The organism is Rhizobium sp. Root1334, assembly GCF_001426665.1.
Taxonomy (GTDB): Bacteria; Pseudomonadota; Alphaproteobacteria; order Rhizobiales; family Rhizobiaceae; genus Pararhizobium.
The window spans coordinates 619,528-640,544 of the sequence record NZ_LMEY01000001.1; the positions used below are offsets into that span (position 1 = coordinate 619,528).

The window sequence follows — 21,017 nt, forward strand, 5'->3', positions numbered from 1 at the left end:
AACTTGCGGTCGGTTGTTGTGGTGAATGATATTGTCGGCGCGTACAAAACCACTCCCTCCCCCTTGTGGGGAGGGTTGGGGAGGGGTCTGATTACCGGCGCAACCTTACACATCTTAGCCGCGCGCCCGGTCTTCCGCCTGCTCGGCCAGCATTTCACGGACCTTGGCGACGAGGTCACCTTCCGGCACCGAGACCTGCGCCACGCGGGCTTCGCGCCAGGTGGTGTTGTCCTCGATCTCGCCGGACAGGCGCTTGCCTTCGATCAGGTCCTTGATCTGCACGAGGCCCTGTGCGCGTTCATCGCCGCCCTGGATGATGGCAAGCGGCGAGCCGCGGCGGTCGGCATATTTCAGCTGGTCGCCAAAGTTCTTCTTGTTGCCCTGATACATTTCGGCCCGAATGCCAGCGTGGCGCAGCGCCTGTGTGAACTGCTGGTACTTGCCGAGGCTTTCGGTGTCGCGGTCCATAACGCAGACAACGACCGGGGCAATGACCTCTTCCATACCGAGCTTGCCGAGGTTCTTCAGCGCCGTCATGAGGCGCGAGACGCCGATGGAAAAGCCGGTGGCCGGCACCGGCTGGCCCATGAAGCGAGAGACGAGCCCATCATAGCGGCCACCGCCGCCGACCGAGCCGAAGACGACCTTTTCACCCTTTTCGTTGGTGACGGCGAACTGCAGTTCGGCTTCGAAAACGGGTCCCGTGTAATATTCGAGACCACGGACGACGGATGGGTCGATCTTGATGCGGCCGGAATCGTAACCGGCGCTTGTCACCAGGCTGCCGATTAGGTTCAATTCTTCAACGCCCTCAGCGCCTTTCGACGTTCCGGCAACCAGCGCGGCCAGATCGGCGGCGCTTGCCGCATAGTCGGTGATGCCGATGAAGAAGATCACCTTGGCGATCTGGTCTTCATTCAGCCCAGCTCCCTTGGTGAAATCGCCACTCTCGTCCTTGCGGCCAGGGCCGAGCAGCAGCTTGACGCCCTCCGGACCGAACTTATCGAGCTTGTCGATGGCACGCAGCACGGTCAGCCGTGCATTGGCATTTTCGTCGCCGCCAAGACCAATGGCTTCGAGCACACCATCAAGTACCTTGCGGTTGTTGACCCGGATCACATAGTCGCCGCGGGCAATGCCCAGCGCTTCCATCGTGTCGGCCATCATCATGCACATTTCGGCATCCGCCTGGACACCCGCGGCGCCAACCGTATCGGCGTCAAACTGCATGAACTGACGGAAGCGGCCGGGGCCTGGCTTTTCGTTGCGGAAAACGTAGCCGGCGCGATAGGTGCGGTAGGGCAGCTGGATATCGTTGAAATTTTCCGCAACATGGCGGGCGAGCGGCGCCGTCAGGTCGTAGCGGGCGCTCATCCACTGTTCGTCGTCATCCTGCAGCGAGAACACACCTTCGTTCGGACGGTCGCTGTCGGGCAGGAATTTGCCGAGCGCGTCGGTATATTCGAACAACGGCGTTTCGACCGGATCGAAACCGTAACGCTCGTAGACTTCGCGGATCTTCGCAGTCATCTCATCGACGGCGCGAATGTCCGCGGCGGAGCGATCGACGAAACCACGCGGCAGGCGGGCCTTCAGCTTCTGTGGCTTCTTCTTTTTGTCGTTCATGGCAACAGCACTTTCAGCGTCGATCGGTCATGTCCGATCCGTCATGGCAATTGGCGCTTTCCCTAGCCGATCAAGGCCAAGGCGGCAAGTCTTTGCGCTGACGGCACGGGCCTAAAGCGGCTGTGACAGCATATCCCAGGTATGAACGATCGTGCCCTCTGTCATCGGCGCTTCGGCCGCGGGAATGAGGATCGAATGGCTATCGCCGCGGATGACGCCTCTGACTTCCGACTGGAAGCTCATCCGCTTGAATTGCACGAACCCATCGGGAATGCTGGTCACCGACATCGCCGCACCGCTGTAGAAATCGATGCTGGCGAGTTCGCCGGATTTTAGGCTCGCAACGATTGCCTGATCCTCGATGAAATCGTGGTAGAGACCGGTCATGTAGCGGCGGATGCTTTTGCCGACCATCGTCCGCATGAGCGGTGTATCGATAAACTCCTGCCGGGAGCCGGCGAGATAGCGGATATCTTCCCCTTCCCAGAGATTGCGGCTGTCCTTGGCTGACAGGATCGATCGCAGCAGAGCCCTTTCCGTATGCGCATCGGCACGGCGCAGAAAATCGACGATGGCGCCGATGGCGCGCAGGTCAGGCGTACACGCGCCGCGCTCCCACCGGGACACCGTTGGCAGAGAAAAGCCGAGCTTCCAGGCAATGTCTGCCTGGGTCAGCCCAGCCTTCAGCCGGTAGGCCTGTAATTGCTGGATCAATTCGCCCTGAATGAGATTCACCGAATGCGCCCTTTCATGAAATCAAGAGTTGTATTCGGTAATTTCTATGAGCTAAAGGGAGAATCAATGATCAATTGCCGCCGTTTCGGCGAAAGCTTTTGTCGACTATTTTTTGAAACCATGAAGACCAATTTCTGCTGATTACAACGCTGTGACGCATCGTGAGATCAGCGCTTTTCCGGTTGCCGGTAAAGCGCTTTTTGATGGGGGCGCCGAACACGGTGCAGAAAGTGTCTCAGACGTGAAAATGCTGCATCCAGGCGGCCATTGAAAATGGAATAGCATGCTCAGATTCGTGAAACCGGGCTTCGGTACGATCCTTCCCGAGGACGCTCGCGCCCACGAAGGATGGATCGCCGAACTCACCGGCCATGACTATGTCATCGAAGGGTGGCACTGTGATCTTTCAACCGGCATCTTCTCCGTCGGCGAGATGACGCAGCATATTCACGCGCTTGAGCAGAATCTTTGCGGGTTGCTGGACATCATTCGCGGATATGCGGAAAACCATCGCAAGATCGTGCTGGCTATTCTCGAAGAAGCCACGGCTACGGCATCATCCTTCTGTTATTGCACGGATATTGCGGATGCCTCCATTGGCCCGCTCTACTGCATCGGAACGTCGTCGATCGATGCGGTGGCCGCTACCGGCCGTATGCAGGGCGTCTTTGCATTTTCAAACCTTGAGCGCTAACTGGACGCTCCGCCCAAAAAAGTCTGTGCCGCCAGCCTTTTAATCGACATCGACAGCCTCTATCTGTGTGTTATGCGTCTCGCCGTCCTTACCCTTGCTCTCTTCTGCGCCTTGATCAGCGGCTGGACGGCCGCGCTTGCCCAGGTCCAGGGCCTGAATGGCAATGGCACGGGTCACCATGGGATGACTTCGACCCATCACGCGGTTTCGGCGCATGCCAGCGAGCATAGTTGCGCGGCAGCAAAGTCCTGCTCCCATCAGCCGAAAATGGTGCATCCGATATCCTGTTCGGCCTGTTTTGCCGTTGTCCTGAATGTGCACGGCATCGACCGGATCGAGCTTCCCGCCAGTACTGTGCTTCCCGCATTGCAAAAGCCAATGCTGGCGACGACCCTCAAGCCGCGTTTCCCGCCTCCCAAGACCTCTCTCTCGTTTTCCTGAATACGGGCCAAAGCCCGCATATTGCGATTTCAAGAGATGAAAGAGAGCACATCATGTCTCTGAGAATGATCACGGCTGCAACCTTGCTGGCCATTACCTTCACCACTCCCCTTGCCGCCCAGGAAATGGATCACAGCAAGATGAACCATGGCGCCATGACAATGGACGGCATGGCACAGCCGAAGGGCGACACAGGCCCTTCCAGCACGGCCTTTGCCGAGGCCAATGCGAAGATGCACGGCGGCATGGATATTGTCTTTACCGGCAACGCCGATGTCGACTTCGTCCGCGGCATGATCGCCCATCATCAGGGCGCGATCGACATGGCCAAGATCGAGCTTCAGTACGGCAAGGATGCCGAACTGCGTAAATTGGCAGAGGGCGTCATTTCCGCCCAGGAAGCGGAGATCAAGACGATGACGGAGTGGCTCGCCAAGAACGGCGGCTGATCCCTGAAGCAGGGCGCCGGAGCCTGTCTCCGGCGCCTACCCACCATCCGCTTGACGAATATTGACCGAAAGCATCCTTCGGCACATAATTTCCTCCAGTGTGTGGGAGGACGTCATGAAGGTATTCAAGAATATCGCAGGCATCGTCATCATCTTGCTCGGCGGCCTTTGGATGCTGCAAGGTTCCAACATCATTCCCGGCATGGCCATGTCCGGCAACGGCGAATGGCTGGTGATCGGCGCCATGCTGGTGATCTTCGCCATCGGGCTGCTCTACCAGAACAACAGGCCCGCCACCCGGCTGCACGGCATGCCCGACGATCTCTTTTAGGTCACGTCCGTCTGAGGCGAGATATCTAGGGCCGAACGAACGCCCGCCGCAGGTCTTCAATCCTGCCGCGGCAGTAGCAGCCCTCGATGTGGTCGTTGACGAGGCCCATCGCCTGCATGAAGGCATAGACAGTGGTCGGCCCGACAAAGGTCCAGCCGCGCTTTTTCAAATCCTTTGATATCAGCGTCGAGGTCGGCGTGGTCGGGTTGGCGGCGATCGCCTCCCAGGTGACGACCTTCGGCCGCTCGTTGCCGCCCGGCTCGTGGCTCCAGAAATAGCGCGCCAGCGAGCCGAACTCGGCCTTCAGTTCCTGCGCCCGTTTGGCATTGTTGATGGTCGAGACGATCTTGCCGCGATGGCGCACGATCCCGGTATCGGCAAGGCAGCGGGCAATGTCGTCATCGCCAAATTGTGCCACAACATCGAAATCAAAGCCGGCAAAGGCTGCGCGAAACGCCTCGCGCTTGCGCAGGATGGTCAGCCAGGAGAGACCGGACTGGAAGCCTTCGAGGCATATCTTTTCAAACAGCCGGATATCATCGGCCATCGGCTTGCCCCACTCCTCGTCATGGTAGCGCTGATAGTCTGCCAGATTGGCATGCCAGCCGCAGCGGTCAACGCCGTCCTCTCCGGTGATGATACCCTTTGCCGTCATGCGTTTCTCCCTGAATTCTCTCGTTTTACCAATTGCCAACCATAGTCCTAAAGCCGGCGATAACCCTACCCAACGCTTTATCCGGACGCGCGGCTTTTAATGAGCCGGTATTTACCATTCGGTTGCTGCCGGGTGCCACGATCCCTCCATTCCGCCAATGTTTTTTTGGCGTCCATGCCGCTCGTCATCCGCCTTCACCGCGGACGGCGAAGCTGTGAGTTTCCGGCGAAAGGTAGTGAGTCCGTCCGATGATGAAGAAAACCCTGATCCTTGCCACATCCATGCTCGTTGCGTTTACCAGTCTTGCCGAGGCGCAGGACCGCTACCAGAACCGGCCCCCGGTCGTCATCAGCCCGGACCTGACCGCTCCCTGGGTGACCCAGCTGGGCGGCAAGCCCGAGCGTGTCGTCTATCGCCAGCAGCGGCCTATCGCGGTTCAACAGCCGGCCGCCACCCGAAAACAGTATCTGTTTCAAAAGCGTGTCCAGCGTTCCGGCGCCGGTGTCGCGCAGCCGGTGGCGATGACCCGTGCCCAGCGGCCGGTGCGCCAGCTGGATCCGCAATTCCTGCCGCAGACCGTTGCCTATGACAGCAAGGAGAAGGTCGGCACGATCGTCATCGATACCAACAACCGCTTCCTTTATCTGGTGACCGGCAATGGCGAGGCCCGCCGCTACGGCGTCGGCGTCGGCAAGCCGGGTTTCGAATGGGCCGGCGCCCACAAGGTGACCCGCAAGGCGGAGTGGCCGAACTGGACGCCGCCAGCCGAAATGCGCGCCCGCGAGGCGGCCAAGGGGCACTACCTTCCTGTCCGCATGGACGGCGGTCCGGAAAACCCGCTCGGCGCACGCGCCATGTATCTCGGCTCGACACTCTACCGCATCCACGGAACCAATGCGCCCTGGACGATCGGCTACGCTGTTTCCTCGGGTTGCATCCGCATGCGTAACGAGGACGTCACCGATCTCTACGAACGCGTGAAGGTCGGCACCAAAGTCGTCGTCATCTAAGCTCTTGTTGACCCGCCGGAGGGCCACATCGTGGCCTTTCGGCAACAGGGGTTCCCTGGGTTACAGCCCGACCGATCACATTTGCCCTAACCAGAACCCGTAAGACTTGCGTAAAACGCGATATTCAATAGCGTTTCGCAACTGGGGACAGGATGAGGGAAACTGCCTATGAAATATGCCTTGCAGACATTGGCCGCGATGGGGTTTGCAGCCGCGGTTACTTTTGGCGCCTCAAGCGCATCGGCTTTCATGCCGGGCGAACCGGCAGGGGCAAAGTCCAACTCCGACGTCACGCTGGTGGCGGCAGAGAAGAAGCCGGCCCAAAAGTTCTGGCGCACCAAGGTGCGGCTGAGCACGGATGAAGCGCCCGGCACCATCATCGTCGATACCAATAACAAGTATCTCTATTACATCGAAGGCCCGAACCGGGCGACCCGCTACGGTATCGGCGTCGGCCGCGAAGGCTTTGGCTGGTCGGGCGTCGTCAAGGTACAGCGCAAGGCCGAATGGCCGGGCTGGACACCGCCGAAGGAAATGATCGCCCGCGAGGCCAAGAAGGGCCATATCCTTCCGGCCTTCCAGGAAGGCGGCATCGACAATCCGCTCGGCGCACGCGCGCTCTATCTGTACAAGGGCAAGAACGATTCCGGCTTCCGTATCCACGGCACCAACCAGCCCTGGACGATCGGCCTCAACATGTCGTCCGGCTGCATCCGCATGATGAACAAGGACGTCGAGCATCTGTACGAACGCGCTTCGATCGGCACCAAGGTGATCGTCATCGGCCCCGGCAACAAGCAGGGCAACGTGTCCTACAATGACCGCGGCGTCGATATCCTGCGGACGATCTTTGGCGGCTGAGGGTCACCGCAGCCTCCCTCTTCTCCCCAGCGGGGAGAAGTGCCGAGCGTAGCGAGGCGATGAGGGGGATGCTTCGGTAAATTCGGAGCCTACCGCCCCCTCATCCGGCCCTTCGCTCCCCCTTCTCCCCGCTGGGGAGAAGGGGGAGCGATAGGCTACCCTCAAGGGGAGGGTAAAATGCCCGCCGGCTTTTCGCCGCCATAGGCCCAATCCAGCAGTTCCACCGTGTGCAGGATCGGCATGTCAGTGCCGGTGGCGATCTGGGTGATGCAGCCGATATTGCCGGTGGCGATGATGTCGGCCTTGGTCGCCTCGATATTCTTCACTTTTCGCGCCTTCAGTGTCGCTGAAATATCCGGCTGCAGGATATTGTAGGTGCCGGCCGAGCCGCAACAGAGATGACCCTCGGCCGGATCGCGCACGGTGAAGCCGGCATTCTTCAACAGAATCTTCGGTGCCATGGTGATCTTCTGGCCGTGCTGCATCGAGCAGGCGGAATGATAGGCGACGATGATCGCCTTCGGTTCCTGCCGCGGCAGGTCGAGCGTCGCCAGATATTCGGTAATGTCCTTGGCCAGCGCCGAGACACGCGCCGCCTTTTCCGCATAGGCCGGATCAAGCCGCAGCATATGGCCATAATCCTTAATGGTGGTGCCACAGCCGGACGCGGTGATGATGATGGCATCAAGCCCGCCCGCATCTGCGGCCTTGACCCAGACATCGACATTGCGGCGGGCGGCGGCAAGCGCCTGTTCCTCGCGGCCCATATGATGCACCAGCGCACCGCAGCAACCCTCGCCTTGCGGCACCACGACCTCGACGCCGAGCCGTGTCAACAGGCGGATGGTCGCCTCGTTGATCCCGGGTTTCAGCACCGGCTGGGCGCAGCCGGTGAGAATGGCGACACGGCCGCGTTTCTCCGTTTGGGCAGGGCGAATACCGGGCGTGGAAGCTGAGGATGCCGGGGCGATGCCTGCAGGCGCCAGATCCAGCATGATGCCGAAGCTTTTCAGAAACGGCACACGCTTCATTGCCGCCGCAAGTGGCTGGCCAAGCCGGGCTGCTTTCAGCGCGAGCCGGAACCGCCCGGGATAGGGCAAGACTGCCGCCAGCACGTTGCGCACCAGCCGATCCTTCAAGGGGCGCTTGTAAGTCTGCTCAATATGAATACGGGCATGATCGACTAGGTGCATGTAGTTGACGCCGGACGGACAGGTGGTCATGCAGGCAAGGCAGGATAGGCAGCGGTCGATATGGGTGACCACTTCCTCATCGGCCGGACGGCCGTTTTCCAGCATGTCCTTGATCAGATAAATCCGGCCGCGCGGACTGTCGAGCTCGTTGCCGAGCGTCACATAGGTCGGACAGGTGGCGGTGCAGAAGCCGCAATGCACGCACTTTCGCAGGATCCCCTCGGATTCGGCAACATGCGGATCGGTGAGCTGTTCGGGGGTGAAATTGGTCTGCATCAGGCGCGATGCTCCGAGTGTGCCGAGGCAAGTCCCCCTCTGTCCCTTCGGGACATCTCCCCCACAAGGGGGGAGATTGACGGCAAGCTTTGTGCCCGCCCTACGGAGAAACCGGCGTGGGAAAAGAATGATCTCCCCCCTTGTGGGGGAGATGTCACGCAGTGACAGAGGGGGGGAAGCTGCATACTCATCATCACCCCATCTTCCCCGGGTTGAATATTCCCTTGGGATCAAATTTTTCCTTCAACCGCACCGACAGCGCTGCAACGGGAGCAGGTTCCGGCTCGAAGGCCGGAGTGGCCGCGCGAACCGCATCCGAGGCGCGCACCAGTGTCGCATGACCGCCGCCGATACCCTTGATGAAGCGGCGCAGCATCTCTGACTCCGCGTCGGCCTCCATGCGCAACCAGACAAGGCCGCCCTGCCAGTCATAAAATGCATCGACACCGGTTTGCAGCCGCAGAGCTGCGACCAGCTGGTGGCCGGCGGTTGGCGCCACCGAGACGCGCCAGAGCGGTTTTTGCGTACCGTCAGCATAGGGTTTGACATCCCGGATATCCCGCCACAGCTTTTCCGTCGCCTCGTGGTCGAGCACCGTTGCGGGCGCGACCTGGGCGAAGGCAGCTTTCAGCTTTTCCGCCCGGACAGCGACCGAGGCCGGTAGCCCCTCAAGGCGCAGGACCGTTGCCGCGCCCTCCGGGTGACTGGTGCCGACAAAGCGGTACCGCACGCTCTCCGTCAGATGGGCGGCACCGGATACTTCGACCGGCATCGCCAGCGCATGCGCCATGGCGGCGGCAGCCTGCGCATCGTCGAGACCAAAAGCCACGATCGTGGCCGCAGCGGGCGGCAGGGGCAGGACCTTGAACGTGACTTCGGTCAGAAGCCCCAGCGTGCCGTGCGAGCCGCAGAGCAGCTTGACCAGATCGAGCCCGGTGACATTTTTCATCACCCGGCCGCCGGATTTGATCGCCTCGCCCGAACCGTTGATGAAACGGATGCCAAGCAGATGATCGCGCGCGGCACCGGCCGTGATGCGGCGCGGGCCGGAGACATTGGCGGCAAACACACCGCCGATGGTCGGCTCGCCGCTGGTGCCCATGACGCCGCGATGATCCATCGGCTCGAACGCCAGCATCTGGCGATTGCCGGCAAGTGCAGCCTCGATCTCCCGCATAGGTGTTCCCGCCCTGGCGCTCATCGTCATCTCGGCGGGATTGTAGCTGAGGATGCCAGACAGTCTTCGCGTCGAGAGGCCCCTCTCTGCGCGGACGCTATTTCCAAGGCCCGAACGGGTGCCGCCTCCGGTTATTGCCAGCGGCACTGCATGTGCGGCGGCCTGCCGGATGATATCGGCGGCTTCCGCTTCTGATGTCGGCTCGAAATTCATGCTCATGCGGCCGGGCGTCCTTCCAGCGGAAAGACCTTTGAAGGGTTCATGATCCATTGCGGATCGAAGGCGGCGCGCGCCGCCATCTGCTGGTTGAGATCGACTTGTTCGAACTGGTGCAGCATCAGGTCACGTTTCTCGATGCCGACGCCATGTTCGCCGGTCAGGCAACCGCCAGCGTCAACGCAGAGCTTCAGAATGTCATTGCCCGCCGCTTCGGCGCGTGCGGCGTCTTCCGGATCGTTGATGTTGTAGAGGATCAGCGGGTGCATGTTGCCGTCACCGGCGTGGAAGACGTTGGCGACGCGCAGGCCATAGCTGTCGATGATCTCACTCGTCTTCTTCAGGACATAGGACAGCTGCCCAAGCGGCACCGTGCCATCCATGCAGATATAATCGGCGATGCGGCCGGTGGCGCCGAAGGCGGATTTGCGGCCTTTCCAGATCAGCGCCGCTTGCGCCGCCGACTGGCTTTCGCGGATGGTGGCGACGCCATGGCGGCGGGCGATCGCGATGATGCTCGCCAGCATCGCCTCCATCTCGGCTTCCGATCCCTCGACCTCGACGATCAAAAGAGCCTCGACATCCATCGGATAACCTGCCTGCGCGAACGCCTCGCAGATGCCGATCGCCGGCTTGTCCATGAATTCGATGGCAACCGGGATGATACCGGAACCGATGACTTCGGCAACGCACGACCCTGCCTCTTCCGACGACATGAAGCCGAACAGAACCGGCCGCGACCCTTCCGGCTTGGCCAGCAGCCGCACGGTCGCCTCGGTGACGATACCGAGCTGGCCTTCCGAGCCACAGACCAGGCCGAGCAGGTCATAACCCGGCGCATCCAGCGCCTTGCCGCCAAGCTCGATCACCGTGCCATCGAAGAGGACCATCTTGACGCCGAGCAGATTGTTGGTGGTGACGCCATATTTCAGGCAATGGGCGCCGCCGGAATTCATTCCGATATTGCCGCCGATGGTGCAGGCAAGCTGCGAGCTCGGGTCCGGCGCATAGAAAAACCCGTCAGCGGAGACCGCTTCGGAAATATTGATATTGGTGACGCCCGCCTGCACTGTCGCGGTGCGGTTGGCAAAATCGACATCGAGGATGCGCGACATCTTCGAAAGGCCGATCACCACCGCGTCGGATTGCGGAATGGCGCCGCCCGACAGCGAGGTGCCCGCCCCGCGCGGCACGACGGGAATGCCGTAGCGGCTGCAATATTTCAGAACGGCCGCCACCTGCGCAGTGGTTTCCGGCAGCGCGACGGCCAGCGGCACCTGGCGATAGGCGATAAAGGCGTCCGTCTCAAACGGAACCAGTCCACGTTTTTCACTGATCAGACAACCGGGTGGCAGTATATCAGCCAGATCCTCGACGATCTGTTGGCGGCGTGCAAGCACGGATGGTTTCGGCTCCAGAAAGGCAATCGTTTCCGGCATATCGGCCTCCCGGCATAGTCACGCTGCGCATGATTGGTATTTTTTCTTTACCACTTTCATGACGACGCAGCAAATGCTAATCAGTTTTTCTGTTTTCGAAACAATGGTCAAGATTGATGACAAATCTGGGCGATCTTGAGGTGTTCACGCGTGTCGTATCCACCGGCAGTATGTCGGCGGCGGGGCGGACATTGGGGTTTTCCCCAGCTGTTATTTCCAAACGCATCAAGCGGCTGGAAGACCGGCTCGGAACGCGGCTCTTCCAGCGTACCACACGGCAGATATCGCTGACCGAAGCCGGACAGGGTTTTTATGACCGCGTGCTCGGGATCATGGCCGGGATCGAGGAAGCCGAGGCCTTTGCTTCCGGCCGCTCCGGCCAACCGCAAGGCACGCTGCGCATCACCGCCCCCACCTCCTTCGGCCGCATGCATGTCGCGCCGCATCTCGCCCGTTTCATCGAGGCCCATCCCGATCTCATTGTGAATATCGTGCTGTCGGATGAGTTCACCGACATCGTCGCCGAGAGTTTCGACCTTGCCATCCGCATCGGCGAACTCAGCGATTCGACACTGGTGGCGCGCAAGCTGGTGCCGGTAAGGCGTATCCTCTGCGCCTCACCGGCCTACATCGCACGCTACGGCACGCCGGAGACCATCGACGATCTCGGCGACCACATCTGCCTGCGCCAGCACAATCACGACACCTGGAAGCTGGAAAGCGAGGCGGGCTCGATGAGCTACAAGCCACAAGGCAGACTAATCACCAATTCTTCCGAAGTGGTGCGCGAAGCGGTGCTGTCCGGCGCGGGCATCGCGCTCCGGTCCACCTGGGATGTCGGCAGCGACCTGAAATCGGGAAAGCTCTTGCAGGTGCTGCCCGCCTGGGAGGGCTCCCGCAATCTGTTCGTCTCGGCGCTCTATCCCAGCCGCCAGTTCCTGCCCGCCAAAGTACGGCTGTTCATCGATTACCTCGCCGGGCTCTACGGGCCGGATCCCTACTGGGAACGGTAGGTTTCCGGCGGGATACGGTCCCAGAAACCGTGGCGGCGGATATGCTGCCTGCGCAGATCCGCGACATAATCGGCGTGGGACACCAGGCCGTCATTGCCGTGGGGGCGTTTTGCCAGGGCTGACAGCCGTGCGAGATAATCGGCACCATACCCATAGGCCTCTGACAGGCCCCGGCCGATGATACGGTCCAGAAGCGCACGGTAAAGTGCGGTTGCCGCCGCCGGATAATCGGCGGCTTCGAACGCTTCGGCGGCAGGCAAAAGAAACTCGTAGAACTCACCCTCCCAGACGCCCCAGCGGGCAACGACATAGCGGGCAGCCAGATCGAGCCTTGGCCAGACAAGATAGAAGCGCAGCACGGCATGCGGTTCGCGGTGCTGCTCGGCAAAGGCGAAAGCCTTGTCCAGCGCTTCGAATTCTTCGAAATCACCGGCCTTGGCAATATATTCGCGCAACATCTCCGCATCGAGCCCCTGCTCGAAAATCTTCCAGCGTATGGCCTGCGATGCCGTGCGGTCCTTGAGACCGTCGAGGATCGCAGCCTCGAGCCGGTCCCTGTCAGACAGCGCCTTTACATCGCCGCTCAGAACTTCGGCACGGCGGACAAAGCCGACACGCGATTTACGGGGCTTCCGGACCCAGATCAAAGCCTCCGCGTGACGGCCAGCGGCGTGCAACCGCTCGGCAATAGCGACCGGCTCGCGCAGCGAGTCCGGCAGGCTTTCCTCGATCGCGATATACGCATCGAGATCGCCGCGCGCATCGGCAATGGCCCGGCGCACGTAAACGATCGCAGGAAGCAGCGTGGTACCGGCGGGGATCTTCATCGCTGCTGCCAGCGTTTCGTCCCAGGATTTCAGCACATCCGGCGAAAGCGCGGCCGCAATCCGCACGGCAAGCAAGGTTCTGACGCCGTGATAATCCATGATCGGCAAACCCGGCGTGATCAATGCGGGTATGCGCGCCTGCTGATCCGTAGGCACGGTCAGTGCCAGACGGCCAGCGGCTTCGCAGGCCTGAACATAAAGCCCGGCAATGCGGCCGCTGGAATCGTTGACGCGGTCCGAGATGCCCTCATAACCGAAGACGAAGCGGATCAGCCTTTCCAGCGCCATGCCCGGATCGACGGCACCGAATTCCTTGATGATGCTGGCGGAGATGCTGTCGAGGTCGTTGCCGAAGGCACGCTCCTTCTGCCAGCGGATACGGGTCTGCGACTTTTCGAGTGCATTCAGGCGGCTGTCGATCAGCTTGGCCACATTGGCAGCACCGGCCGCGCCGCCGATGCCGGCCAGCGCAGCATTCAGCCGCTTCTTGAAAGAAGGATTGAGGGCTGCCTCATCCAGCGCGATCTCGATCAACCGCTCCAGCCCGAGCGCGGTCAGGCCGTCCCTATCGAGTTTTGCCTTTTTTGCTGCTTTTACAACTTTTGCCATGGTCTTGCAGATCGATTCGTTTCGAATATCCCAAGACTTAAAGGCTTTCGCGGTCCTCGTCTTCATGATGCTTGCGGATACGCCGCACGACAAACCATATGGCAAGCACCGCAACCGGAACGAAGAAGCCGGTCAGCACGCTGGATTTGACCGGAATGCCTTCACTTTCCACGGCCTTGGCGAGATAACCGAACAGGCCGACCACATAATAGGAAATCGCAGCAACCGAGAGCCCCTCGACCGTCTGCTGGAGACGAAGCTGCAGCTTGGCGCGGCGGTCCATCGAATTCAACAGCGCACTGTTTTGCCGTTCAAGCTCAACATCAACCCAGCTCCGAAGCAGTGCCGTGGCGCGGGTGAGCTTGCGCGACAGGTTGGCCTGGCGCTCCTCGACCGACTGGCACGTGCGCATGGCCGGGGCCAATCGCCGCTCCAGGAAGGTGCCGAGCGTTTCATAGCCTGGTACGCCGGTTTCGATCAGTGAACGGATGCGCTCCTGAACGATGCCGTAATAGGCGCGGCTGGCGCCGAAACGGTAGAGACTGAGGGCCGCCCCCGCCTCGAGCTCTGCTGCCAGCAGGGTGATTTCGGCCAGCATCTCGTCCGCCTTTTCGCGGGCGCTGGTACGCATGCGTTGGGTGACACCGGTAAGCCCATCCTCGATCCGGCGGATATCCGGCGACAGCGACTGCGCCAGCGGCAGCCCGAGCATGGCAAGCGTACGATAGGTTTCGATGTCGAGCAGGCGCTGCACAAGCGCGCCGGTTCCAGCCTCCGTCATGCCCCGGTCTATGACGAGGATCTGCGTCAGGCCGTCGCCATTCTGGCGAAAGTCCGTCAGCACCACCGACTGGCCATTCTTGATATCGCTGTAACAGAGGCTGGTGGGGTCGAACGCAGACATTGCGGCGCGGGTTTCCTCCGTATCCGGCCGGATTTCCAGACGGATACCGGAGATCAGCGTTCCCGGCGGCGAAAAGCCATCGCCGAAAGGATGGGTGGTAACGTCGCCGCCAAACTGATCGGGAATGACGCCATCCCAGAAATAGGTCGAAAATTCGGTATGGCGCTCCCAGCGTAGCGTGCCCTGCCCCCAGGAGATCGCATGATGGCTGGCCTCGCGGCTGGGCGGCGAGACGCCGCGCGCGCGTGACAGCTCAGAGAGCACGGCATGATCGACAGCCGCCCCGCCATCGGTCATGAAGGCAAGCTGGAAAATGACGCGCGGCGACGTCACCAGCGCATATGGACGCGCGTGAATCTCGCCCAGCGCCTGCGCGCGGGCCGGAGCCGACGGAAATGCAAAACTGCGTTTGGCCATGAAGCGTTTTCCCCTCTCACGCATCAATCAGCACTGTCTTATCAACAGGCCGGGCAAAAAGGAAAGGACGCTTTGACGCAGGCCCGGCTTTGTTTCGCTTAAGCGTGGGCAGGCCTGATCTGGAAAAGTGGCTAAAGAAATTGACCACTTTCGAGCCGGTGACTAAGTTGGCATCGAGGAGAGCCGCCGTGACCGACGACACCATCGATGCTTTTGCCCGCATCCCGCATAGCCGGACCTCCGGCGAAATCATCCAGCAAATCGAACTTCTGATCCTTGAAGGCGTGCTGCGCGACAGCGAGCGCCTGCCGAGCGAACGGGACCTTTCGCGCCGCTTTGACGTTTCGCGGCCGATCCTGCGCGAGGCCCTGAAGGAACTGGAGGCGCGCGGGTTGCTGATCAGTCATCATGGCGGCGGCACGTTCGTTGCCGACGTCATCGGCCAGGTGTTTTCCAAACCTGTGATTGACCTGATCTCCCGCCACCAGAAGGCGACGCAGGATTATCTCGAATATCGCCGCGAACTGGAAGGCATGACGGCGGAACTCGCCGCACGCCGCGCCACCCGCTTCGACCGGGACATGCTGACCCGGATCATGGAAGAGATGCGGGCGGCGCATCTGTCCGGCTCGGCGGAGGGCGGGTTAAGGACCGATGTCGAGTTGCACAGCGCCATCGGCGAATGCGCCCACAACATCATCCTGTTGCATACGTTGCGCGCCTGCTACCGGCTTTTGAGCGGCGGCATCTTCTTCAGCCGAGAGGTGCTGTTTGCCGCCCCCGGTGCCGGCGACATGCTGCTTGCCCAGCATGAGGCAATCTACGAGGCGATCATCGCCGGCAATCCGGCACAGGCGCGTGAAGCCGCTCAGGCCCATATCGACTTCATCATCACCGCCACACGGGATGCCGAGCGCTCCGGCGAATGGGCGCGTATCTCGCAGCTGAGAATGCAGCAACGCGACCGCCTCACCGGGGCCTGATCGTTACATCCGCAACACAGAAGACACGCACCGGCAAATTACGGTGCGCGTCTCGCCAATGCCGCAAACATGCTCTATAAGGCCGCTATCGGCACATTTTGCTGGCGCAATCACACTAAATTGCCCGTCTTTCGCGTTGCCACGCCCTTCATACGGAGCGCCGCGATAACTATATGTGCTTCACCAAATCTGCGCGTTTACAGGCTGCTGAAAGGGAGCATATTGAAACGATATTGCAGACTAAATTGATTCGTTTGTTTGAAAGGATGCCCCCACGTTGAATATTCTGAATCGCATTGTCACTGATGTACGCCTGATGTTCCGCCGTCCGGTGCGAATGCAGTGTGCTGCACTGTGCTACCGGTTCAAGAAGAAGAGCGCGGCGCCAGAGATGCTTTTGATCACCAGCCGCGATACCGGCCGCTGGGTCATTCCCAAGGGCTGGCCGATGGAAGGCAAGATGTGTCATCAGGCTGCCGAACGCGAGGCGTATGAAGAAGCTGGCGTCAAAGGCGAGACCGGCGCGGAACGGATCGGCTTTTACATGTACGACAAGGGCATGGATCAGGGGCTGAAGGTTCAGTGCATGGTTCAGGTCTATCCACTGGTCGTTCTGGACATGCTCAAGAGCTTTCCGGAAAAAGGCAGCCGGAAAATGGAATGGGTCAGCTTCGCGGAAGGCGCCAACCGCGTCGCCGAGCCGATGCTCAAGGACCTGATCCTCGGTTTCGAGCAGCGCCTGCTTGCCACGATGAACCCGGCTCAAGAGGCAGTGACCCGATAAACGCTGAAGTCAATGGAAGAACGACGCGAGGCATCCCCGATCCTGCTGCGCCGGACAGTGCCTACCCGAATTTCGGGCAGGCAGCCTGAATTGGAGAACAGACGGTGACAAAACCGCGCCCGAGCCTCGAAAAGCCAACCCTCGACAAATACCTGGACAGAGTGACCCTGACAGAGGAAGCAACGCATCATGTGCTGCGACCTTGGGCTGGCCTCGGCCTCGGGCTGCTGTTCATGCTGATCAGCGTGATCTTCGCTGCCGCCTATGTTTCCGAAGAGCCCAAATATCTGATCATTCTGGCCGCCGCTGCGGTCGCCGGATATATGGCGATGAACATCGGCGCCAATGACGTGACCAACAATGTCGGCGCCGCGGTGGGATCCAAAGCGATCACCATGACGACCGCGCTGATCATTGCCGCCATCTTCGAGGTCGCCGGCGCCGTGTTTGCCGGTGGACGCGTTGTTTCGACGATCGAGGCCGGCATTGTCGATGCGTCCCAGATGCCGTCGGGAGAGACCTTTGTCTGGGTGATGATGGCGGCGCTGGTTTCGGCTGCGGCATGGATCAACATTGCAACATGGTCCGGCGCACCGATTTCAACCACCCACTCGATCGTCGGCAGTATTCTCGGATCAGGCGTTGCGGCTGCGGGTTTTTCCTCGATCCACTGGATATCGCTTGCGGGAATAACGGCAAGCTGGACGATTTCGCCGATCCTCGGCGGCGGCATCGCAGCCCTGCTTCTGGCCTTCATCAAGACCTTCATCATCTACCGCGAAGACAAGATCGACGCGGCAGTCTTCTGGACACCCCTCCTGCTCGCCCTGATGATGGGAGCCTTCGCCACCTATTTTACCGTGATCGGCATCGAGAAAGTGGCGCATCTTTCGATGATGACCGGCCTTTGGGCTGGCCTCGCAGTGGCCGTCATGACTGTAATTGTCAGCAGGCCCTGGATCGCCCGCCAGGCCCGTGGGCTCGACAATCGCAACCAGTCGCTGCGCAAGCTGTTCCGGATGCCGCTCATCCTGTCGGCGGCGCTCCTCTCGTTTGCGCACGGCGCCAACGACGTCTCCAACGCCGTCGGTCCGCTGGCGGCAATCGTCGCCAACGTCAATGGGCTTGCCATCGCCCAGACCACCTATGTGCCGCTCTGGGTTATGCTAATCGGTGCCTTCGGCATTTCCTGCGGCCTTTTGCTGTTTGGTCCGAAACTGATCCGCGTCGTCGGTGAGGAGATCACCAAGCTCAATCCGATGCGTGCCTATTGTGTGGCACTGGCAACGGCGATCACCGTGATCATCGCCACATCGCTCGGGCTGCCCGTCTCGACCACGCATACCGCCGTCGGCGCCGTCTTCGGCATCGGCTTTTTCCGCGAATGGTACACCCGCAACTCGAAACGGCGGCTGGAATATGTGCGGCGGAAAACCGGGCAACTGGACTTCGAGCGCCGCGTTCAGCACAGTCCGGAGGAATCACACCGCCGCCGTCTGGTGCGGCGCTCGCATTTCATGACAATCGTTGCTGCCTGGGTTATCACCGTTCCGATTTCAGCGCTGTTGTCGGCGGCGGTCTACCTGGTCTTCGCAGCACTCTTCATCTAAGGACTGATCTATGCGCGCCAATTTCCGCATGCAGCGGCTCTTCATCGATGTGCCGCTGGCAAAAGGTACGATCTATGAGGCGACGCGGGAGCAGTTCAACTACCTCGTCAACGTGCTGCGCTTCGAAGCCGGCGACGCCGTGCTCGTCTTCAACGGACAGGATGGCGAATGGCAGGCGGAACTGTCCTTCCCGACCAAGAAGCGCCTGTTCCTGACGGCGACGGAGCAGGCCCGGCCGCAACCGGCACCCTGCGACCTGCACTACCTGTTCGCCCCGCTGAAGGTCGGCAGGCTCGATTATCTCGTGCAGAAGGCTGTCGAGATGGGTGCCGGCCTGCTTCAGCCGGTGATGACCCAGCATGTGCAGGGCAAGATCAGCAATCTCGACCGGGTCCGGGCCAATGTCATTGAGGCCGCGGAGCAATGCGGCGTTCTGGGCATTCCGCAGGTCACGGAGCCGCGCAAGCTGGAAGACATTCTCAACGGCTGGCCTAAGGATCGCCGGATCATCTTTTGCGATGAAGGCGATGCCGGGCAAAACCCGCTGCCGGTCCTTGCGGCGGTGAAAGAACGCAAACTGGCGCTGCTGATCGGTCCAGAGGGTGGCTTTTCCGATAGTGAACGGTCTTTGCTGCGCAGTCTCGATTTTGTGACCGCCATCCCACTTGGGCCGCGGATTCTGCGGGCAGATACGGCAGCAGTGGCAGCGATGGCCGTGATCCAGGCATCGATTGGCGACTGGCATTAAGACATTAGAATTTCAAGTCCCATTGAGGTGTTGAAAATTTGAACCGCCCTTGAAAGAATTTCACTTGCACCACATGTGAAACCGGTTCAATCACCCTTCCTAATATCTGCCGTCCGGCAGGTTCCGCCCGTTCAAAAGAAGACGCCCATGGCCAGAGATACCACCGACCAGACGCCGGTTACCTCGCTTGCAGACCTGACCGAATATTTGGCAGAGGGTAACAAGCCGAAGGATAAATTCCGCATCGGCACGGAGCATGAGAAGTTTGCCTTCTTCAAGGCGGACAACAGCCCGGTTCCCTATTTCGGCGAAGCCAGCATCTCGGCTCTCCTGAACGGCATGGCGGAAAAGACCGGTTGGGAGCCGATCATCGACGCCGGAAACATTATCGGCCTTGCCGAACAGTCCGGCCAGGGCGCGATTTCGCTGGAGCCCGGCGGCCAGTTCGAGCTTTCCGGCGCACCGCTCGAAAACCTGCACCAAACCTGCAAGGAATCCAACCGGCACCTCGCCGTCCTGCGCGAAATTGCCGAGCCGCTCGGCATCCGTTTCCTCGGTATCGGCGGTTCGCCGAAATGGACGCTCGCCGAAACCCCGCGCATGCCGAAATCCCGCTACGACATCATGAGCCGCTACATGCCGAAGGTCGGTACGCAGGGCCTCGACATGATGTATCGCACCTGCACGATCCAGGTGAACCTCGACTTTTCGTCCGAAGAGGACATGCGCCGCAAGATGCAGGTGTCGCTGAAGCTGCAGCCGCTGTCGACGGCGCTGTTTGCCAGCTCGCCGTTTACCGATGGCAAGCCGAACGGCCTGCTCTCCTGGCGCGGCGATATCTGGCGCGATACCGACAATCAGCGGGCCGGCGTGCTGCCCGCAGTCTTTAATGCCGATTTCGGCTTTGAGGATTACGTCACATGGGCGCTCGACGTACCGATGTATTTCGTCGTGCGCGACGGCAGGTATCACGACTGCACGCATATCACCTTCCGCCAGTTCATGAAGGGCGCGTTGAAAGGCGAGCTTGCCGACTGGGAGCCCAACATGGGCGACTGGACGAACCATCTCTCGACGCTGTTCCCCGATGTTCGCCTGAAGCGCTTCCTTGAAATGCGCGGTGCAGACGGTGGTCCGTGGCGCCGCATCTGCGCGCTGCCGGCCTTCTGGGTTGGCCTGCTCTATGATGATGCAGCCCTAGACGCCGCCGAGGACTTGACCCGCAACTGGACCTACGAAGACACGCTTGCCATGCGCAATGCGGTTCCCGCGGAAGGCCTTTCGGCCACTCATCGCGGCACGTCATTGTTCGACGTCGCCCGCGAGGTCCTGGCGATTTCGCGCCTTGGTCTGAAGAACCGCAACCGGCTGAATGGTGACGACGTTGACGAGAGCATCTTCCTTGCTCCGCTTGACGAAGTTCTGGCCAAGAAGGCGACGCTCGCCGAGGATCTGCTGGCGCTCTACAAGGGACGCTGGAACGGTTCGGTCGAACCGGTCTTTACCGACTACCAGTATTAAGCCTCAGAAACGTTTCTTGAGGAAATACTGTGGAATGACGTTCGGCGCACCTTCGAGTTCGCCGAACACGGTGTAGCCGAGCTTTTCATAGAATGGTTTTGCCTGGAACTCGAACGTGTCCAGCCAGACACCGACATAGCCGCGCGTCCGCGCTATCGCTTCCGCCTCAGCAAGCAGGCGTGAGCCGAGGCCCTGCCCGCGATATTCATCGACAACGGCAAGATACTTGACGAAGGCCCAGCCGAAGCTGTCCATTCCGTAGAGTCCGCCGACAACCGCCTGCGTGTCCGGATCGCGCGCGAGAATGGCAAAATCCGGCTTTTCCTCGACTTCCCCCATATGCAGCGCTGCATGCTGATCGAGCACAGCGATGACCGGCGCAATATCCTGCTCACTGGCGTTTTCCGAAATGACTTCGATGACGGGGCGTTTCATGCGGATTCCGCTCATAGCTTCAACGAACCGGAGAATAAGTGAACACCTCAACGTTGTGGAGCG

Annotated in this window: 21 protein-coding genes; 11 read left to right on the plus strand and 10 right to left on the minus strand. The window is 60.6% G+C overall.

The genetic code is table 11. The features are described from left to right. Nucleotides 1-114 precede the first annotated feature (114 nt). Together hisS and ASD36_RS03020 are read right to left on the minus strand one after the other, a co-directional pair. Complete coding sequence (gene hisS / locus ASD36_RS03015; RefSeq protein ID WP_060504737.1) at nucleotides 115-1,626, minus strand: histidine--tRNA ligase; 1,512 nt, start codon at nucleotides 1,624-1,626, stop codon at nucleotides 115-117. Between the two features lie 111 nt (nucleotides 1,627-1,737). Then, nucleotides 1,738-2,361 (minus strand): helix-turn-helix transcriptional regulator, encoded by a 624-nt coding sequence (locus ASD36_RS03020; RefSeq protein WP_060504736.1) that lies wholly within the window; start codon nucleotides 2,359-2,361, stop codon nucleotides 1,738-1,740. A 283-nt stretch (nucleotides 2,362-2,644) separates the two neighbouring features. Here ASD36_RS03020 and ASD36_RS03025 point away from each other — a divergent pair, with 283 nt between their 5' ends. Beyond that, nucleotides 2,645-3,055 (plus strand): hypothetical protein, encoded by a 411-nt coding sequence (locus tag ASD36_RS03025; protein ID WP_060504735.1) that lies wholly within the window; start codon nucleotides 2,645-2,647, stop codon nucleotides 3,053-3,055. Nucleotides 3,056-3,094: 39 nt separating this feature from the next. On the opposite strand, the gene ASD36_RS03030 is transcribed toward ASD36_RS03025, so the two are convergent. Then, on the minus strand, nucleotides 3,095-3,235 hold the full coding sequence (locus ASD36_RS03030; RefSeq protein ID WP_156393799.1) for a hypothetical protein: 141 nt from the start codon (nucleotides 3,233-3,235) through the stop codon (nucleotides 3,095-3,097). Between the two features lie 326 nt (nucleotides 3,236-3,561). Between ASD36_RS03030 and ASD36_RS03040 the strand changes: the two genes are divergently transcribed. Further along, nucleotides 3,562-3,945, plus strand: coding sequence for a DUF305 domain-containing protein (locus tag ASD36_RS03040; protein ID WP_244482200.1), 384 nt, complete (start codon nucleotides 3,562-3,564; stop codon nucleotides 3,943-3,945). A 115-nt stretch (nucleotides 3,946-4,060) separates the two neighbouring features. Next, on the plus strand, nucleotides 4,061-4,276 hold the full coding sequence (locus ASD36_RS03045; protein WP_060504732.1) for a hypothetical protein: 216 nt from the start codon (nucleotides 4,061-4,063) through the stop codon (nucleotides 4,274-4,276). 25 nt (nucleotides 4,277-4,301) lie between these two features. Here ASD36_RS03045 and ASD36_RS03050 read toward each other — a convergent pair whose 3' ends face one another. Then, on the minus strand, nucleotides 4,302-4,931 hold the full coding sequence (locus ASD36_RS03050; RefSeq protein ID WP_060504731.1) for a DNA-3-methyladenine glycosylase I: 630 nt from the start codon (nucleotides 4,929-4,931) through the stop codon (nucleotides 4,302-4,304). A gap of 248 nt (nucleotides 4,932-5,179) precedes the next feature. Here ASD36_RS03050 and ASD36_RS03055 point away from each other — a divergent pair, with 248 nt between their 5' ends. Then, a complete protein-coding gene (locus ASD36_RS03055) occupies nucleotides 5,180-5,941 on the plus strand; it encodes a L,D-transpeptidase (RefSeq protein WP_060504730.1) in 762 nt (253 codons plus the stop codon). Between the two features lie 168 nt (nucleotides 5,942-6,109). Next, nucleotides 6,110-6,802, plus strand: coding sequence for a L,D-transpeptidase (locus ASD36_RS03060; protein ID WP_060504729.1), 693 nt, complete (start codon nucleotides 6,110-6,112; stop codon nucleotides 6,800-6,802). A gap of 161 nt (nucleotides 6,803-6,963) precedes the next feature. Here the strand turns inward: ASD36_RS03060 and glcF are convergent, their stop codons facing one another. The 3 genes from glcF to ASD36_RS03075 form a co-directional block, all read right to left on the minus strand. Beyond that, nucleotides 6,964-8,271, minus strand: coding sequence for a glycolate oxidase subunit GlcF (glcF, locus tag ASD36_RS03065; RefSeq protein WP_060508737.1), 1,308 nt, complete (start codon nucleotides 8,269-8,271; stop codon nucleotides 6,964-6,966). A 193-nt stretch (nucleotides 8,272-8,464) separates the two neighbouring features. After that, entirely contained in the window at nucleotides 8,465-9,667 is a 1,203-nt protein-coding gene (glcE, locus tag ASD36_RS03070; RefSeq protein WP_060504727.1) for a glycolate oxidase subunit GlcE, read from the minus strand. Further along, nucleotides 9,664-11,103, minus strand: a complete 1,440-nt coding sequence (locus tag ASD36_RS03075; RefSeq protein ID WP_060504726.1) for an FAD-linked oxidase C-terminal domain-containing protein — start codon at nucleotides 11,101-11,103, stop codon at nucleotides 9,664-9,666. The genes glcE and ASD36_RS03075 overlap by 4 nt, the downstream gene beginning before the upstream one ends. A gap of 116 nt (nucleotides 11,104-11,219) precedes the next feature. On the opposite strand from ASD36_RS03075, the gene ASD36_RS03080 reads away from it, so the two are divergent. Next, nucleotides 11,220-12,116, plus strand: coding sequence for a LysR family transcriptional regulator (locus tag ASD36_RS03080; protein ID WP_060504725.1), 897 nt, complete (start codon nucleotides 11,220-11,222; stop codon nucleotides 12,114-12,116). On the opposite strand, the gene ASD36_RS03085 is transcribed toward ASD36_RS03080, so the two are convergent. Further along, entirely contained in the window at nucleotides 12,101-13,552 is a 1,452-nt protein-coding gene (locus ASD36_RS03085; RefSeq protein WP_060504724.1) for a DUF6880 family protein, read from the minus strand. The two genes, ASD36_RS03080 and ASD36_RS03085, sit on opposite strands and share 16 nt — an antisense overlap. 37 nt (nucleotides 13,553-13,589) lie before the next feature. After that, nucleotides 13,590-14,873, minus strand: a complete 1,284-nt coding sequence (locus ASD36_RS03090) for a DUF3422 family protein (RefSeq protein WP_060504723.1) — start codon at nucleotides 14,871-14,873, stop codon at nucleotides 13,590-13,592. A 188-nt stretch (nucleotides 14,874-15,061) separates the two neighbouring features. Here ASD36_RS03090 and ASD36_RS03095 point away from each other — a divergent pair, with 188 nt between their 5' ends. The 5 genes from ASD36_RS03095 to ASD36_RS03115 all read left to right on the plus strand — a co-directional run bounded on the left by ASD36_RS03095 (nucleotide 15,062) and on the right by ASD36_RS03115 (nucleotide 20,519). Beyond that, the gene (locus tag ASD36_RS03095) at nucleotides 15,062-15,856 is read left to right on the plus strand and encodes a FadR/GntR family transcriptional regulator (RefSeq protein WP_112834558.1); all 795 of its coding nucleotides are present in this window, start codon (nucleotides 15,062-15,064) and stop codon (nucleotides 15,854-15,856) included. 277 nt (nucleotides 15,857-16,133) lie between these two features. Beyond that, nucleotides 16,134-16,640: an NUDIX hydrolase gene (locus ASD36_RS03100; protein ID WP_060504722.1), complete on the plus strand. Its 507-nt coding sequence runs from the start codon at nucleotides 16,134-16,136 to the stop codon at nucleotides 16,638-16,640. A gap of 104 nt (nucleotides 16,641-16,744) precedes the next feature. After that, nucleotides 16,745-18,250, plus strand: coding sequence for an inorganic phosphate transporter (locus tag ASD36_RS03105; RefSeq protein WP_060508740.1), 1,506 nt, complete (start codon nucleotides 16,745-16,747; stop codon nucleotides 18,248-18,250). A 10-nt stretch (nucleotides 18,251-18,260) separates the two neighbouring features. Next, a complete protein-coding gene (locus tag ASD36_RS03110; RefSeq protein ID WP_060504720.1) occupies nucleotides 18,261-18,998 on the plus strand; it encodes a 16S rRNA (uracil(1498)-N(3))-methyltransferase in 738 nt (245 codons plus the stop codon). Between the two features lie 147 nt (nucleotides 18,999-19,145). After that, entirely contained in the window at nucleotides 19,146-20,519 is a 1,374-nt protein-coding gene (locus ASD36_RS03115; protein WP_060504719.1) for a glutamate--cysteine ligase, read from the plus strand. A 3-nt stretch (nucleotides 20,520-20,522) separates the two neighbouring features. Here ASD36_RS03115 and ASD36_RS03120 read toward each other — a convergent pair whose 3' ends face one another. Continuing rightward, nucleotides 20,523-20,954 carry a GNAT family N-acetyltransferase gene (locus ASD36_RS03120; protein ID WP_060504881.1) on the minus strand — a complete coding sequence of 144 codons (432 nt, stop codon included), beginning with the start codon at nucleotides 20,952-20,954 and terminating at the stop codon, nucleotides 20,523-20,525. Nucleotides 20,955-21,017: the final 63 nt, after the last annotated feature.